Origin of the sequence: Streptomyces olivaceoviridis (assembly GCF_014650115.1) — a bacterium.
GTDB classification, from domain to species: Bacteria; Actinomycetota; Actinomycetes; order Streptomycetales; family Streptomycetaceae; genus Streptomyces; species Streptomyces olivaceoviridis.
The window spans coordinates 1-15818 of the sequence record NZ_BMUI01000028.1; the positions used below are offsets into that span (position 1 = coordinate 1).

The following is a 15818-nucleotide window of genomic DNA, read 5'->3' on the forward strand; positions in this document are numbered from 1 at the left end:
GTCGACGCCGTCCCAGGCGACGGTGTCCCGGTCGATCCACACCGCCTTGGAGGTGGTCAGGTCGAGACCGGCGGTGCTGGTGCCGTCGGCGGCGTAGGCGATGGCCTGGGGGAGTGCGGCAAGGGGTTGGAGGAGGGCGGCGGTGAGCAGGGCACTCGTGACTGCCGCCACGTACGTGCCCCGCTTGCCTGCTCTTCCCCGCCCGGAACGGTGAGGCGGGCGCTTCGCGGGCGCCGGCCGGCTGGATCTCACGGCTGTGGACTCCTTGGGCTGATGGCTTGGTCGGGCTCCGGCCGGCCGGGCTGTGTCACAGCCTCGTCGCCGGACGCCGGGCGCGACCGTAACCACGAGTGGGCGGTTACAGCAAGGACTTTGAAAACATCAGCAAGAGGCTTCATCGGTATCTGTGACGTCCTGCCACGTCGCCACGATCCGTCAGGAAGGACTCACGGGTCGTCGTCTTCGGGGTCATCTCGCTGGAGGACAGGCGCTGTTCCCCGAGGAGTGCCGGGCGCGCTTCCGGAAGGAGCTGTACCAGCAACTAGGCGGTCAGGCTGGCTAGTTGTCATGCAGGGCCAGGCAACGGCATGCAGGGGTAACGGGGTTGTCACGTCCAGGAAATCATGAAGGAATCTGCCTGCAACGTCTTTCGCAAGAGATTGCAACCTTGTATGTTCAACTCGCGCCCGGCGGCCGTCGGTTGAAACGGACGGCACCCCGGCCCTTCTCGGAGGGATGTTCCGGGCACCCAGATCAAGGAGTTGCTATGCGACGTGGCATATCGTTCGCCGCCGCGGCCACCGTGGTCGCCCTCACCGCCTCTGCGTGCGGTGGTTCGGGGGGCGGCTCGTCGAGCAAGCCGAAGGACCCCAAGGACATCTCCGGAACGATCACCTACTGGGACACCTCGGACGCCGCGACCGAGGCCCCGACGTACAAGGCTCTCATCAAGAAGTTCGAGAACAAGTACCCGCACATCAAGGTGAACTACCAGAACGTCCCGTTCACCGACATCGAGCAGAAGTTCAAGTCGGCCGCCAAGAGCGGCAAGGGTGCACCGGATGTGGTCCGCACCGACGTGGGGCTGATGGCCGAGTACGCCGAACTGGGCTACATCGCCCCGCTGGACGGCACCGCGGCGCTGAAGGACACCGACGACTTCAGCCCCGTCCCGCTGAACACGGCCAGGTACAAGGGGAAGACCTACGGAGTTCCGTCGGTCACCGACACCCTGGGCCTGCTGTACAACAAGAAGCTTCTGAAGAAGGCCGGCATCGCCGAACCGCCGGCCACCTGGGACGAGTTCATCGCCGACGCCAAGACCATCAAGCAGAAGACGGGGGCCTACGGCACCTATCTGAACCCCGACTCGTACTTCCTGCTCCCGCTGCTCTACAGCAACGGCGCCGACCTGGCGGATCCCTCGGCGAAGAAGATCACCATCAACGACGGTGCCGCCGTCAAGGCTCTGACCACCGCGAAGAAGATCAATGACGAAGCATCGATGAAGGTCGACTTCGCGAACGCCTACCAGAACATGCAGGCCGCGTTCAAGAACGGCAAGGTCGCCATGCTGATCCAGGGCCCCTGGTCGGTGGGCGACGACCTGGGCGGCACGGCGTTCAAGGGCGACGAGGGCAACCTCGGCTTCGCGCCGGTTCCGGCCGGCGCCGGCGGCAAGGCACAGGCCCCGACCGGCGGTCACAACCTCACCGTCTACCAGGGCTCCGGCAACCTGGACGCCGGCTACCTGTTCACGCAGTTCATGACGTCGACGCCGAGCCAGATCGCGATCGCCGAGGGCACCGGCACCCTGCCGACCCGCAAGTCCGCCTACACCAGTGAGGTCACCGGAAACGCCAAGATCGCCGGTTTCCAGCCGATCCTGGAGAAGACGGCGCGAGCACGCGTGGCCCTCCCGCAGGCCGGTTCACTCTTCACCCCGCTGGCACAGAACTACGCGAAGATCCTCCAGGGCGACGAGTCGGTCCAGGGCGGTCTCGACGCCACCGCCAAGGAGTTCCAGAAGCTCCTCAACGGCTATTCCATCGGCTGAACCGCGGCGCACCGCCCGACGGTAACCGAAGGACACGCAGCCCCGGGGGATCCGTTTCCCCGCTGCCGCCCCGACCGGGGCTCCCCCGGGGCTGCGGAACCACCCGACTTCGCCCGCGAAAGAGCCGATGAGTATGACCACCACAGCAACGAGCACGGGAAAGACCGACGAGACAGCCAGTGGCCGGCGCAGACCACACCGCGCGCCGGGAGCGGTCAGGCGTGCGTGGGACAAGTACTGGTACGCGTGGGCCATGGTGGCCCCGGTCGCCATCGTCATCGCCCTGCTGGTGCTGTATCCGCTGGGTTACGGCTTCTACCAGTCGCTGACCAACGCGACCGAGTCCAACGTCGCCACCACCATCGGCGCCTTCCACCGTCCCGCCACGTACGATTTCGTAGGTCTCGACAACTACTGGCACGTCCTGTCGGGCGCGGACGGTGACTTCTACCCGCGGCTGTGGTGGACGGTCGTGTGGACCGTGTCCTGCGTCGTCCTGCAAGTCGGTCTCGGCATGGCGCTCGCGGTACTGCTCAACCGCAAGATGCGCATGCGGGGTTTCTACCGGGCGATGCTGATCCTGCCGTGGGCCGTCCCGTCGTTCATCGGAGTCTTCGCCTGGCGGCTGATGCTCAACTCCCAGTACGGAGTGTTCAACGAGATCATCCAGGCGGTCGGTCTGCCCGCGCAGAACTGGCTCGGCTCCCCGCTGTCCCAGAAGATCGCCGTCATCATGGTCAACGTCTGGATCGGCATCCCCTTCAACATGGTCGCCCTGCTGGGCGGACTCCAGTCGATCCCCAAGGAGCTGTACGAGGCGGCCGAGATGGACGGCGCCTCGCCCTGGCAGCGCTTCGTCAACGTCACGCTGCCCGGACTGCGGCCGGTGTCGAGCACCGTGATCCTGCTGGGCTGCATCTGGACGTTCAACATGTTCAACGTCATCTACCTGCTGCTGGGCAACAACACCACCGGCGACACGGACATCCTCGTCACCTTCGCCTTCCACAAGGCGTTCAACGGGGTCTCGGACTACGCGGGAGCGGCGACCTACGGGATCATCATCCTCGCCCTCCTGCTCGCCTTCTCGACCTTCTACCGCCGCAGCACCCTGAAGTCCGAGCAGGCGTGAAGGAGCCATCGTCATGACCGCAGCAACGCATGAGACCGCCGCCGCGCCCGGCGGCACCGCCCCGCCGGCCGCTCCCGCCCCCTCGACCCGCACCGTGCGCGGTCGCGAGGAGCGAGGGCCCGGTGCCTCCCTGGCCCTGCACGGCACGCTGATCCTCGCCACCGTGATCGCGGCCTTCCCCGTGGTATGGGTCCTCTTCATCTCCCTGGGGCCGAAGAACGCCTGGCAGCAGCCGGGCGAGGTGCTGAAGAACCTCGGCTTCCACAACTACGGTGACGTGCTGACCCATTCGGATCTGCCCCAGTGGTTCCTGAACACCGTCATCGTCGCCGCCGGCACCACGGCCCTGGGCGTCTTCCTCGCCGCTACCGCCGGCTACGCCGTGTCCCGGATGCGGTTCCCGGGCAGCCGGCAACTGATGTGGGTCTTCCTGGTCACCCAGATGTTCCCCAGCATCGTGCTGATCGTGCCGCTGTACCTGCTCATGGCCGAACTGCAACTGCTCGACAACTACCTCGGACTGATCCTGGCCTACGCGACCACGGCGGTGCCCTTCTGCGCCTGGATGATGAAGGGCTACTTCGACACCATCCCCAAGGAGATAGACGAGGCCGGACGGGTGGACGGCCTCACCCCCTTCGGCACCTTCTGGCGACTGATCGTGCCGCTGGCCAGGCCGGGCCTCGCGGTGACGGCCTTCTACAGCTTCCTCACCGCCTGGGGAGAAGTCGCCTACGCGACGCAGTTCATGCAGTCCGACCACTACACGCTCGCCGTCGGCATCCGCACCTTCGCCCAGGACCAGCGGCCCGACTGGGCGTGGACCTCGGCCACCGCCATCATCATCACCATCCCGGCCGCCCTCGTGTTCCTGCTCGTGCAGCGCAGCCTCGTCTCCGGGCTGACGGCCGGCGGCACCAAGTCATGACCGGCGCCACCCTGGGCGGACACCGGTTCCCGCCCACCGAGCACGCGCTTTCGTCGTCACCCCCGCACCCCTTAAGGGAATCCATGACCCAGCACGTCACCGACACAGTCACCGGCGATGCCCCCGCCCCCGCCTCCCCGCGCCGGGAGTGGTGGCGCGACGCGGTCATCTACCAGGTGTACCCCCGCAGTTTCGCCGACAGCGACGGCGACGGGACCGGCGACCTGCCCGGCATCCGAGCACGCCTCCCCTACCTGAGGAAGCTCGGTGTCGACGCCGTCTGGCTCTCGCCGTTCTACGCCTCCCCGCAGGCCGACGGAGGCTACGACGTCGCGGACTACCGGACCGTCGACCCCATGTTCGGCACCCTCACCGACGCCTACGACCTGGTGCACGACGCCCACGAGCTGGGGCTGCGCGTCATCGTCGATCTGGTGCCCAACCACTGCTCCGACCAGCACGAGTGGTTCCGGCAGGCCCTTCGCGAGGGCCCCGGTTCCCCCCTCAGGGAGCGTTTCCACTTCCGCCCGGGCAAGGGCGCCGAGGGCGAACTGCCGCCCAACGACTGGGAGTCCATCTTCGGCGGTCCCGCCTGGACCCGGGTCACCGAACCCGACGGCGCCCCCGGCGAGTGGTACCTGCACCTCTTCGCGCCCGAACAACCCGACTTCAACTGGGACCATCCCGCCGTCCACGACGAGTTCCGCTCCATCCTGCGGTTCTGGCTGGACCTCGGCGTCGACGGCTTCCGCGTCGACGTGGCGCACGGCCTGGTCAAGGCGGCCGGCCTGCCGGACGTCGGCCACGACGAGCAGGTCAAGCTGCTGGGCACGCGGCCGGTCCCGTACTTCGACCAGGACGGCGTCCACGACATCTACCGCAGTTGGCGGCGCATCCTCGACGAGTACGACGGCGAACGCATCGCCGTCGCCGAGGCATGGACACCGACCGTCGAGCGCAGTGCCCTCTACCTGCGCCCGGACGAGCTCCACCAGGCCTTCAACTTCGACTACCTGGGCACCGGCTTCAACGCGGCGGAGCTGCGTGAGGTCATCGACCGCTCGCTGCGCGCCATGAACGCCGTGCACGCGCCGGCGACCTGGGTGCTGTCCAACCACGACGTGGTACGTCACTCCACGCGCCTCGCGGAGGGCGACCCGGCACGCGGTCTGCGCCGGGCACGCGCGGCGACCCTGCTGATGCTCGGACTGCCCGGCTCGGCCTACATCTACCAGGGCGAGGAACTCGGCCTGCCCGAGGTCGTCGACCTGCCCGACGAACTGCGACAGGATCCCGCGTTCTTCCGCTCCGCCGGCCAGGACGGCACCCGCGACGGTTGCCGGGTGCCCATCCCGTGGTCCGGCCAGGCACCGCCGTTCGGGTTCTCGGCCGTCGAGGGCACGCCGAGCTGGCTGCCGCAGCCGGCGGACTGGAAAGACCTGACCGTCGAGGCCCAGGAGGGCGACGCGACCTCCACCCTGGAGTTCTACCGCAGCGCACTCGCCGTCCGCCGCGAGCACCCGGCGCTGGGTGCCGGCCGTCAGATCACCTGGCTGGACGGCCCGGAGGGCGTGCTCGCGTTCCGCCGTGACAGCGAGGACGGCTCCTTCGTCTGCACGGTCAACCTCACCGCCGCCCCCGTCGTGCTGAGCACCCCCGGCACGCTGCTGCTCGCCAGCGCCGACGTGCGGCCGGGTGCCGGGACGACAGCACTGCCCGGGGAGTGCGCCGTCTGGTGGGCCGTGTGACATGCGTCCGGTACAGACCGTCCCGGTGACCGTACGGCTGGCGGACATCGCTGCCCAGGCGGGGGTGAGCGAGGCGACCGTCAGCCGTGTCCTGAACGGCAAGCCGAGCGTCGCCGCCGGCACCCGCCAGGCGGTGCTGGCCGCACTCGACGTACTGGGCTACGAGCGCCCCGTGCGGCTGCGGCAGCGCAGCGAGGGCCTGGTCGGCCTCATCACCCCTGAGCTGGACAACCCCATCTTCCCGGCGCTCGCCCAGGTCATCGGCCAGGACCTCACCAGACAGGGCTACACCCCCGTGCTCGCCACCCAGACGCCCGGAGGGTCCACGGAGGACGAACTGACCGAGATGCTGGTGGACCGCGGTGTCGCCGGGATCATCTACGTCTCCGGGCTGCACGCGGACACCACCGCCGACACGAAGCGCTACGCGGACCTGCGGGCTCAAGGTGTGCCGTTCGTGCTCGTGGACGGTTTCTCGGCGAAGGTGCAGGCTCCGTTCATCTCGCCCGACGACCGTGCCGCGATGACGCTGGCGGTGGCCCACCTGGTCTCCCTGGGCCACACCAGCATCGGACTGGCCGTCGGCCCCCGGCGCTTCGTTCCCGTGCAGCGCAAGATGGAGGGATTCGTCCGAGCGGTGCAGGACCAGCTGAACCTGTCGCCGGACCTGGTCGAGGCGACGCTGATCCAGCACTCCCTCTACAGCCTGGAGGGCGGCCAGGCCGCTGCCGGAGCCCTCATCGAGCGGGGCTGCACGGCGGTGGTCTGCGCCAGCGACATGATGGCGCTGGGGGCGGTACGGGCGGCCCGGCAGGCCGGGCTCCAGGTGCCCCGGGACTTCTCCGTCGTCGGCTTCGACGACTCCCCCCTGATCGCCTTCACCGACCCGCCCCTGACCACGATCCGCAAACCGGTGCCCGCGATGGGCCAGGCCGCGGTGCGCACCTTGCTGGAAGAGGTGGGCGGGACCCCCGCGCCGCACAGTGAGTTCGTGTTCATGCCGGAGCTGGTGGTACGCGGCTCCACGGCTTCCAAACCCAGGGCGCGCCACTCCGCCGCCTGAGCCCGGCACGAAGCCACCGACCGCGGCGCGCGGAGGGTACGGCCCGTCAGCCGGGCCGGCCCGTCCGGTGCCGCGGGACGCCGGTGCGTGCGCCCGGCGTGGCACCCGCCACCCGGCGGGTCCGGGGGCACCCGCCGCCCCGGGACCCGCCGCGTGGTTTCCGTCCCGTCCCGTGGCCCGGTCGACGCCACCGCGCCCTCAAGGTGTGCCCTCCGAGTACGGGCGCCGACCGCCCGGATCACCGAGGAGCGGCCCCGTGCCGGTCGCGGTCGGCCCACGGTTCAGCATGCGACTCGCCTTCTTTCGGGGATCGGCATGGGCCGGAACGGGACCCAGGTGTGGGTGCGAGGCAGCGAGGGCGTCCGGCCGCCGGCCGCCGGGCCGCCGTGGCGCGGTCTCGCAGGCGCCGCACGTCATGCCGTGAACGCCGGTTCGCGCGGTGTCCGCCCGCCGGTGGGCGGTGGCCGCTCAGGCGCGGGTCCACTTCTGGCCGGCCTGGCCGTTGCAGGTCCACAGGACCAGCGGCGATCCGTCGGCGGTGCCGGCCCCGTCGGCGTCGAGGCACAGGCCCGCGTGGACGTTGCGGATCGACCCGTCCTGGCCGAGGGTCCACTTCTGGTTGTCCTGGCCGTTGCAGGGCCAGGTGATGACGCGGGTGCCGTTGGCGGTGCCCTGGCCGTAGGCGTCCAGGCACTTGTCGCCGTAGACGCGGATCTCCCCGCCGGCCCATGTGGTCCACAACTGGTTGGCGGCCGTGTGGCAGTCCCAGAGCAGTACCGTGGCACCGGCGGCGGTGGAGGAGTTGTCCACGTCCGCGCAGCGGCCGGACGCGCTGCCCCGCAGACGTGAGGTGGTGGCGGCCAGGGGGCTGCCGCCGGTCACCCGGAACACGGCCACGCCGTGGGCGGGGACGCTCGCCGAGATCTGCCCGGACGTGCTCGACGTGCCGCCGGTCCACAGGTCGGTGAGGGTGAACGGGCCGCCGGACAGGCCGACTTGCGCGGCGGTCGTGCTGACCGTCGCGGTGCCGCCTCCCCGGTTGAACAGGCCCACCGCGACCGAGCCGTCCGACAGGGGTTTGGCGAACACCTCGGTGGCGCCGTCGTCGCGCACCCTGCGCCCGCCGGCGCCCAGCGGATCCTGGTTCACCGCCAGCAGGCGCGGGTTGCGCAGGATCGCGCTCACGTCGGCGGACATGGTGCGGATGTCGTTGCCGGCCATGAGCGGGGCGCTCAGCAGTGCCCAGAGGGCGAAGTGGGAGCGGGACTCGGTCAGTGTCAGGCCGGGCCGGCCGACGACCAGCATGTCCGGGTCGTTCCAGTGTCCCGGACCCGACTGCGCCGCCAGCGGCGCGGTGACGTCCAGGACGTTGCCGACACCCATCGGGTAGCTGTTGGTGTTGCCGTTCTGCCAGATGTCGAGCAGGTCCTCGGTCGTCCGCCACAGGTCGGCGACCTGGCCCCAGTCGTAGGTCGAACCGGTGATGGCGTGGAAGCTGTTGGGGTTGATGGAGTAGACGATCGGCCGGCCGGTGGCGCGCAGGGCGTCGCGCATCAGCGTGAACCGCGCGACCTGCTCGTCGCGGGTGCCGCTGGAGGAACACCAGTCGTACTTGAGGTAGTCGACGCCCCACGAGGCGAACGTGGCGGCGTCCTGGGCCTCGTGCCCCCTGCTGCCGGTCGAGCCCGGATAGGCGCCGCTGGTCTGCGCACAGGTGCGTTCGCCCGGCACCTGGTAGATCCCGAACTTCAGGCCCTTGCCGTGGATGTAGTCGCCGAGTGCCTTCATTCCGTTCGGGAACTTGGCGGGATCGGCCCGTAGGTTGCCTGCCGCGTCACGCTGCGGGTCGAACCAGCAGTCGTCGACCACGACGTACCGGTAGCCGGCGTCCCGCATGCCCGAGGACACCATCGCGTCGGCGGCCTGGTGCACCTGTGCCTCGGTGATTCCGCATCCGAAGCTGTTCCAGCTGTTCCACCCCAGCGGCGGCGTGAGCGCGGGGCTGCCCGGCGCGGCCGAGGCGGTGGAGTGGGCGGAGGCCGTCACGGACGCGGTGATGGTCAGCGCGACAACCGCGAGGAGGCGGAGCAGTCGTCCGCCTGATCGTCTGGGCACGAGGGGCTCCTTCGGCGCGGCGAGGAAGGGACGAGGGGAGTTCGAAATTTCGATCGCCATTCGGAAATCGAAGGTTCCACGGATACTAGAGGGGAGTCTGAACATGTCAATACGACGGGAACGAGCCAACCGTGTTCGCGGTCGACGGCCGCCGCATGCGCGGTTGCCTGGGTCAACGGTGAAGTGACCGACGGCAGTTCACATCCGGGGCGCGTCGAATGTTTCGATCCACTTGGCGAATCCTGCGAGGGGTATTGACGGGTGCAACCGGTCTCCTATCATCCAGGGTGCTCGATGAGTCGACCTGCATTCGAAATACCGAACGCGCCAGAGCCGCTCCATGCCCATGAAAGCCGAGGAGAGCGCCGTCGATGGATATGTCATGGATGCAACAAAACCTTTCCCGTCGGCGTGTGCTGACAGCCGCCACCGGCCTGGCCGCCGGCGCCCTCCTGCCCCCTGAAGCCGCCCTCGCGGCCACCTCCACGTACACGAACCCGGTGATCTGGCAGGACTTCGCGGACGTCGACGTCATCCGCGTCGGCGACACGTACTACGCCTCCGCCTCGACGATGCACTACTCACCGGGCGCACCCGTCCTGCGCTCGTACGACCTGGTGCACTGGGAGATCGCCGGCCACTCGGTGCCCGTGCTCGACTTCGGCGCCAAGTACGACCTCAACGGGGCCCGCGGCTATGTCCGGGGAATCTGGGCCTCGTCACTGGCCTACCGGCCGAGCAACAGGACCTTCTACTGGCTCGGCCAGATCGACTTCGCCCGGACGTACGTCTACACCGCCAACGCCGTCGAGGGGCCGTGGAGCAGGCTGACGACGATCGGCACCCCCTACTACGACGCGGGGCTGCTCGTCGACACGGACGACTCCCTGTACGTGGCGTACGGGAACACCACCATCAGCGTGGCCCAGCTCTCGCCCGACGGCCGCAACCAGGTCCGCACCCAACAGGTGTTCACGGCGCCGGCGAGCGTCGGCACCCTCGAAGGCTCACGCTTCTACAAGATCAACGGGCAGTACTACATCTTCGTGACCCGCCCCGCGAACGGCCAGTACGTCCTGAAGTCGTCCGGCGGCCCCTTCGGCCCCTACACGATGCGACAGGTCCTCCTCGACCTGCGCGGGCCGATCCCCGGCGGCGGCGTCCCGCACCAGGGCGGCCTGGTGCAGACGCAGAGCGGCGCCTGGTACTACCTGGCCTTCGTGGACGCCTATCCCGGCGGCCGGATGCCCGCGCTGGCCCCGGTCACCTGGACCTCGGACGGCTGGCCCGTCGTACAACTCGTCGACGGCGCATGGGGCACCTCGTACCCGAGTCCCGCCGTGCCCCCTCCGCCCCGCCAGGTCACCCCCATGACCGGCGTCGACACCTTCGACGGTACGACCCTCAAGCCGAGGTGGGAGTGGAACCACAACCCGGACAACAGCAAGTGGTCGGTCGGCAACGGGCTGACCCTTGGGACCGCCACCGTCACCAACGACCTGTACTGGGCCCGCAACACCCTCACGCACCGCGTTCAGGGCCCCAGCTCCACGGCCACCGTCGAGCTCGACCACTCCGCCATGCGGGACGGTGACCGGGCCGGACTCGCACTGCTGCGGGACTCCTCCGCATGGATCGGTGTCCGACGCGACGGCGGCGTGTCACGGGTGGTGATGGTCACCGGGCTGACCATGGACACCAACTGGAACACCACCGGCACCGGTTACGAGGTCGCGAGCGCGCCCGTCTCCGGTGGCCGCGTCTGGCTGCGCGCGACCGCGGACATCCGTCCCGGCGCACCCCGCCCCGGCACCTTCTCCTACAGCACCGACGGCACCAATTTCACCCGCCTCGGACCTGCCTTCTCCATGGGCAACGACTGGCGGTTCTTCATGGGCTACCGGTTCGCCCTCTTCAACCACGCCACGCAGGCGCTCGGCGGCGCGGTCCGCGTCACGCGGTTCGAGCTGTCCACGCCCTGACACGAGCCGATCCCGGCCGGCACAGGCCGGGTGCGGGGAGCCGCACGGGGTCGGTCCGGTGCCCATGGACCGCTGCGAACCGCACCCCATCGACAGTCCGGCCGGCCCCTGACGGGGCAGCCGGAACCGCGTACTCAAGGAAGACGAGGTCTCCATGCGCAGACGAAATTCCGGCCGCGGACACCTGTCCGTGGTGCTCGCCGCGGTCGTTTCGGTCCTGGCCGCGTTGGCGGCGGTGCTCGTCGCCGCCCCGGCCCAGGCGGCCTCCAGCGGCGTCTTGCGCGGCGCTGGTTCCGGCCGGTGTCTCGATGTGCCGAACGGCAGCCAGACCGACGGCACGTATCTGCAGATCTATGACTGCTGGGACGGGACGAACCAGCAGTGGACGTTGACGGACAGCAACCAGCTCACCGTGTACGGCAACAAGTGCCTGGATGTTCCGGGCCATGCCACGGCGGCCGGTACCCGGGTGCAGATCTGGACCTGTTCCGGCGGGGCGAACCAGCAGTGGCGGGTGAACTCCGACGGCACGGTGGTCGGCGTGGAGTCCGGGCTGTGTCTGGACGTCACGGGTTCCGGCACGGCCAACGGCACGGCGGTGGAGCTCTGGACGTGCAACGGTGCCGGCAACCAGAAGTGGAGCGGTCTGTCCGGGACGTCGACCCCGCCGGACGGCACGTGTGCTCTTCCGTCGACGTACCGGTGGACGTCGACGGGTGTGCTGGCGCAGCCGGCCAACGGATGGGTCTCGCTGAAGGACTTCACCACGGTGACGTACAACGGCAAGCACCTGGTCTACGCGTCGAACGTATCGGGGTCGTCGTACGGCTCGATGGCGTTCGGTCCCTTCACGAACTGGTCGGACATGGCGTCGGCCCGGCAGACCGGGATGAGCCAGGCCGCGGTGGCGCCCACGCTGTTCTACTTCGCGCCCAAGAACATCTGGGTGCTGGCGTACCAGTGGGGTGCCTCGCCCTTCGTCTACCGCACGTCGAGCGACCCGACCAACCCCAACGGCTGGTCCTCGCCGCAGCCGCTGTTCACCGGGAGCATCTCCGGTTCCGGTACCGGCCCGATCGACCAGACCCTGATCGCCGACGGCCAGAACATGTACCTGTTCTTCGCCGGTGACAACGGCAAGATCTACCGGGCGAGCATGCCGATCGGGAACTTCCCGAGCAGCTTCGGCTCGTCGTACACGACGGTCATGAGCGACACGACGAACAACTTGTTCGAGGCGGTCCAGGTGTACAAGGTCCAGGGCCAGAACCAGTACCTGATGATCGTCGAGGCGATGGGCGCGAACGGGCGCTACTTCCGCTCGTTCACGGCCTCCAGCCTGAGCGGTTCGTGGACCCCGCAGGCCGCCAGCGAGAGCAACCCCTTCGCGGGCAAGGCCAACAGCGGTGCCGGCTGGACCAACGACATCAGCCACGGCGACCTGGTCCGCAACAACCCCGACCAGACCATGACCATCGACCCCTGCAACCTTCAGTTCCTCTACCAGGGCAAGTCACCCACCGCGGGCGGCCCCTACGACCAGCTGCCGTGGCGGCCGGGCGTCCTCACCCTCCAGCGCTGACCCGTCCGACCCCCGTCAGCGGCGCTGCCCGCTCCGACGCCCTGCCCCGCCCCGGTGACCGCCCGGGCGGGGCGGTGGCCGGGGCGGGTGTCGGAGGCCGTGGCATCGGCCGGGTCACGACGGCGGCCCTGCCCGCGCTCGGAACGCCCGGCTGGAAGGCGCCTCTCCGTACTCCCGGGCCCCCTCGATGGCGAGGACGCGGTGCGCCGGGTCCGGCAGCAGCACGGAACAGGAGTCGTAGCCCAGCAGCCGGCAGGCCGTCCTGGCCACGAGTCCCGTGGACCAGGCCGCCGGCGCCGGCGGACAAGCGGACAGGACCGGTTCAGCGGCGCAGCACGTTGAAGGCGAAGGCGTCGCCCCGGTGGTAGTCCTCCGCGTACAGCACCGGCCGCCCCGCGGGCGTGATCACTGTCTCCGAGATCAGCAGCCAGGGCCCGAAGCCGTCCAAGGAGTACCGCCGCTGCACGTCCTCGGGCAGTTCCACCGCGCTCAGCCGGGCGGCGGAGGACACCGGTGGATGGCCGTGGGCGGCGAGCATGTCGCTCAGCGACCCGCTCCAGTCGAAGTGCCGCACGGGCCCCGGAATCGCGTCCCTGACGATGCTGGCCACGCTGTAGACGAGCGGATCGTCGCCGTCGGACCGCAGCCGTTCCAGCCGGATCACCGTGTCGTCGTCCGAGAGGCCCAGCGCCTCGCGCACGACATCGCCCGGAGCCTGCTCCGCGACGGAGAGCACGACGGTGTGCGCCTGGTAGCCCAGGGCTTCCAGCATGCTGCTGATCGACTCGAAGCGGGTGATGGGACGTTCCACCTTGAGCGCGCCGAGGGGGGACATGAACCGTCCGCGGCCACGCTCGGCGACCACCATGCCCTCCTGCTCCAGCAGCTTGAGCGCCTCCCGGGCGGTGGACCGGCCGACCCCGCACAGTTCCGCGATCTCCGCCTCGCTCGGCAACTGGTCGCCGGGGACCAGCCCACGGGACCGGAACAACTCCACCAGCCGGTCGCGTACTTGGGCCGACATGGGGCGTTTTGCGGGCATGTAGAGCTTCCTGTCGGGCGGAGCGGATCCGGCTGCGGACTGAGGCACCGCACAGTGTATGACGAGCGCCGTGCGGCGGGAGCGTACGGCGGACGCCCCCGTGCACCGGGGCCGTTCACCCGGCCGGAACGGTTTCCTGCGGCCATGCTCCCTCGTGGGCGCACGTCTCGGCGGCGGTGCGGGAGCCCGCCCGCATCGACTGTGCGACGTCCGCTCCGGCGGTCCGCGCCGCGAGGAAACCGGCGATGTAGCTGTCCCCCGCGCCCGTGGTGTCCACGACGTTGGTCGGCAGGGCCGGCACCTGCCACCAGGAGCGCCCGTCGTGGCCGATGCTGCCGGCCGCACCGCAGGTGACGATCGCCAGTGCCGCTCCGCCGGCGACCGCCTGACCGGCCAGCAGCCGGGCGTGGGACACGTCCTCGCCGGCGGAGCAGAAGGCGATGCCGAGTCCGTCGAACCCTTCGGTGACCGCGCAGTCCTGGCTGAGCAGCACGCCCCGGCCGGCGAGCGTGCGGCGGACCAGTGCGGCGGACTCGGCCGGCAGCATGCCGATGTGCACGGCGCCGCACCGGCCGAGCCGCTCCAGTTCGGCTTCGTCCGGCCGGTACTGGGCGCAGACGGCGAAGTCCTCGTACTCGAAGGACCGGTCGCCGGTGGCGTCCACCCGTATCCGGGAGACCGAGGTGTGGCCGGGCAGCACCACGAGTCCGTCGGTGCGCACGCCGTGGGCGGTGAGGGCCGCCCGGACGCGCGCACCCGCCCGGTCGGGGCCGACGGCGCCGGAGTAACGGCAGGCGTTGCCCGCGCGGGCCAGGTCGACCGCGACGTTCACGGCGTTTCCGCCCACGTAGCTCCTGCTGAGGGTACCGACGTACTCGTCGATGGTGTTGTCCCCGACCGTGGCGAACAGCAACGGGCTCTCCTCTCGTGGTGGACGCCGGTGTCAGTAGGACACGCGCTTGTAGTAGCGGCGCGTGGTCAGCGGGTGGTCCCGCTTGACCTCCAGATGTGCGCTGACCCGCTCGAACGCCGTGGCCAGCAGCACCGGGGAGATCAGCGACCGGGTACGGGCGCCGACGCCGGGCAGCTCGAAGGCGGCGGTGTCGAAGACGGAGAGCTTGTCGGTGTAGCGGGGGGCGAAGGCCTCGACCCGCTCGACCAGCGCACGGCCGTCGTCCTCGCCCTTGAAGGTGATGACGCTGACGTCCTTCTCGACCAGTTCGAGGGTGCCGTGGAAGAAGTCGGCCGCGTGCACCGGGCGGGTACGGATCCACTGCATCTCCTCCAGGATGCACATGCCGTAGTAGAAGGCCTCCGCCCAGGTGGAGCCCGCCCCGGTGATGATGTGGTACGGCTCGTCCTGGATCTGCGCGGCGAACCGCTCCGCCTGCTCCTCGAAGGCCTGCTTGACGTCCACCAGGAGCTTCGGCAGCAGCTTCAGGTCGGCCACCACCTCGTCGTAGTCGGTGATCTCGCCGCGTTCCTGCATCAGCGCCAGGGCGAGGATCAGGGACTGCAAGTAGAACGACTCGCAGGAGGTGTCGTCCTCGGCGAAGTTCACGAAGGAGTGGTCCGCGCCTTCGGCGAGCGGGGTGTCCGCGTGCCCGGTGAGCGTGATGACGGTGGCGCCCCGGCTCTTGCAGTAGGCGAGCGCCTCGACGCTCTCCGCCGTGGTGCCGGACAGGGACGGGATGACCACCACGGAGTGCGGGCCCAGGTGCACCGAGCCGCCCGCCACCAGCTCCGCCGGGGCCTCGACGTGCACCGGGAAGGTCGAGCGGGTCTGGAGCAACCGGGCGGCAGGCAGCATCAGGATGCCGGCTCCGCCGGAACCCACGAAGAAGAGGTTCCGCGCACCATCGCGCAGGCATCGGGCGACCGCGTCCCGCAGCCCGTCGGCAAGGTCGATCGCGCCGGACTGGATGCGCAGGAAACGGTCCGTGTCGAAGTTCAGCATTGACGCCTTCATCTCCGGTGGTCGGACGGCCGCGAGGCCGATTTGTTGTCTGACAAGTACGAATTGAAGTCAGACAAGTAGCGTCTGTCAAGGCGCCGAGAAACTCTTGACACTCGTCGTTCACCTCCGTGACAGTGGCCTCCACTCACGTCAGACGTCCGCAAATCCTGTCTGACAAGTTTTCCGTGAACAGTGCGAGAACCGAACCGGGAG

The 15818-nt window shown here is 69.4% G+C and carries 11 protein-coding genes; 7 read left to right on the forward strand and 4 right to left on the reverse strand.

The features are described 5' to 3' along the window. Positions 1–766: 766 nt before the first annotated feature. The 5 genes from IE273_RS35140 (at position 767) to IE273_RS35160 (ending at position 6927) form a co-directional block, all read left to right on the forward strand. Positions 767–2056: an extracellular solute-binding protein gene (locus tag IE273_RS35140; protein WP_189819186.1), complete on the forward strand. Its 1290-nt coding sequence runs from the start codon at positions 767–769 to the stop codon at positions 2054–2056. 133 nt (positions 2057–2189) lie between these two features. Beyond that, complete coding sequence (locus IE273_RS35145) at positions 2190–3188, forward strand: carbohydrate ABC transporter permease (protein ID WP_373309441.1); 999 nt, start codon at positions 2190–2192, stop codon at positions 3186–3188. A 13-nt stretch (positions 3189–3201) separates the two neighbouring features. Further along, positions 3202–4116 carry a sugar ABC transporter permease gene (locus IE273_RS35150; protein ID WP_189819188.1) on the forward strand — a complete coding sequence of 305 codons (915 nt, stop codon included), beginning with the start codon at positions 3202–3204 and terminating at the stop codon, positions 4114–4116. Positions 4117–4199: 83 nt separating this feature from the next. Continuing rightward, the gene (locus IE273_RS35155; RefSeq protein WP_189819189.1) at positions 4200–5864 is read left to right on the forward strand and encodes a glycoside hydrolase family 13 protein; all 1665 of its coding nucleotides are present in this window, start codon (positions 4200–4202) and stop codon (positions 5862–5864) included. Between the two features lie 25 nt (positions 5865–5889). Beyond that, the gene (locus IE273_RS35160) at positions 5890–6927 is read left to right on the forward strand and encodes a LacI family DNA-binding transcriptional regulator (protein ID WP_268257531.1); all 1038 of its coding nucleotides are present in this window, start codon (positions 5890–5892) and stop codon (positions 6925–6927) included. Positions 6928–7395: 468 nt separating this feature from the next. Here the strand turns inward: IE273_RS35160 and IE273_RS35165 are convergent, their stop codons facing one another. Then, positions 7396–9042, reverse strand: a complete 1647-nt coding sequence (locus IE273_RS35165) for a glycoside hydrolase family 27 protein (RefSeq protein WP_189819191.1) — start codon at positions 9040–9042, stop codon at positions 7396–7398. 371 nt (positions 9043–9413) lie between these two features. Here IE273_RS35165 and IE273_RS35170 point away from each other — a divergent pair, with 371 nt between their 5' ends. Both IE273_RS35170 and IE273_RS35175 read left to right on the forward strand, forming a co-directional pair. Further along, on the forward strand, positions 9414–11024 hold the full coding sequence (locus tag IE273_RS35170) for a glycoside hydrolase family 43 protein (RefSeq protein ID WP_189819192.1): 1611 nt from the start codon (positions 9414–9416) through the stop codon (positions 11022–11024). A gap of 154 nt (positions 11025–11178) precedes the next feature. Next, positions 11179–12606 (forward strand): non-reducing end alpha-L-arabinofuranosidase family hydrolase, encoded by a 1428-nt coding sequence (locus tag IE273_RS35175; protein ID WP_189819193.1) that lies wholly within the window; start codon positions 11179–11181, stop codon positions 12604–12606. Between the two features lie 322 nt (positions 12607–12928). On the opposite strand, the gene IE273_RS35180 is transcribed toward IE273_RS35175, so the two are convergent. The 3 genes from IE273_RS35180 to IE273_RS35190 form a co-directional block, all read right to left on the reverse strand. Further along, a complete protein-coding gene (locus IE273_RS35180) occupies positions 12929–13648 on the reverse strand; it encodes a GntR family transcriptional regulator (RefSeq protein WP_229887853.1) in 720 nt (239 codons plus the stop codon). Between the two features lie 115 nt (positions 13649–13763). After that, positions 13764–14561: a PfkB family carbohydrate kinase gene (locus IE273_RS35185; protein WP_189819194.1), complete on the reverse strand. Its 798-nt coding sequence runs from the start codon at positions 14559–14561 to the stop codon at positions 13764–13766. A 30-nt stretch (positions 14562–14591) separates the two neighbouring features. Next, positions 14592–15605, reverse strand: a complete 1014-nt coding sequence (locus IE273_RS35190; RefSeq protein WP_189819195.1) for an SIS domain-containing protein — start codon at positions 15603–15605, stop codon at positions 14592–14594. Between the last annotated feature and the right edge of the window lie 213 nt (positions 15606–15818).

What these genes read in the sequence shown, in the direction of transcription:
- IE273_RS35140 (WP_189819186.1), top strand. Translation starts at nt 767, where the DNA reads ATGCGACGTGGCATATCGTTCGCCGCCGCGGCCACCGTGGTCGCCCTC.
- IE273_RS35145 (WP_373309441.1), top strand. Translation starts at nt 2,190, where the DNA reads ATGACCACCACAGCAACGAGCACGGGAAAGACCGACGAGACAGCCAGT.
- IE273_RS35150 (WP_189819188.1), top strand. Translation starts at nt 3,202, where the DNA reads ATGACCGCAGCAACGCATGAGACCGCCGCCGCGCCCGGCGGCACCGCC.
- IE273_RS35155 (WP_189819189.1), top strand. Translation starts at nt 4,200, where the DNA reads ATGACCCAGCACGTCACCGACACAGTCACCGGCGATGCCCCCGCCCCC.
- IE273_RS35170 (WP_189819192.1), top strand. Translation starts at nt 9,414, where the DNA reads ATGGATATGTCATGGATGCAACAAAACCTTTCCCGTCGGCGTGTGCTG.
- IE273_RS35175 (WP_189819193.1), top strand. Translation starts at nt 11,179, where the DNA reads ATGCGCAGACGAAATTCCGGCCGCGGACACCTGTCCGTGGTGCTCGCC.
- IE273_RS35180 (WP_229887853.1), bottom strand. Translation starts at nt 13,648, where the DNA reads ATGCCCGCAAAACGCCCCATGTCGGCCCAAGTACGCGACCGGCTGGTG.
- IE273_RS35190 (WP_189819195.1), bottom strand. Translation starts at nt 15,605, where the DNA reads ATGCTGAACTTCGACACGGACCGTTTCCTGCGCATCCAGTCCGGCGCG.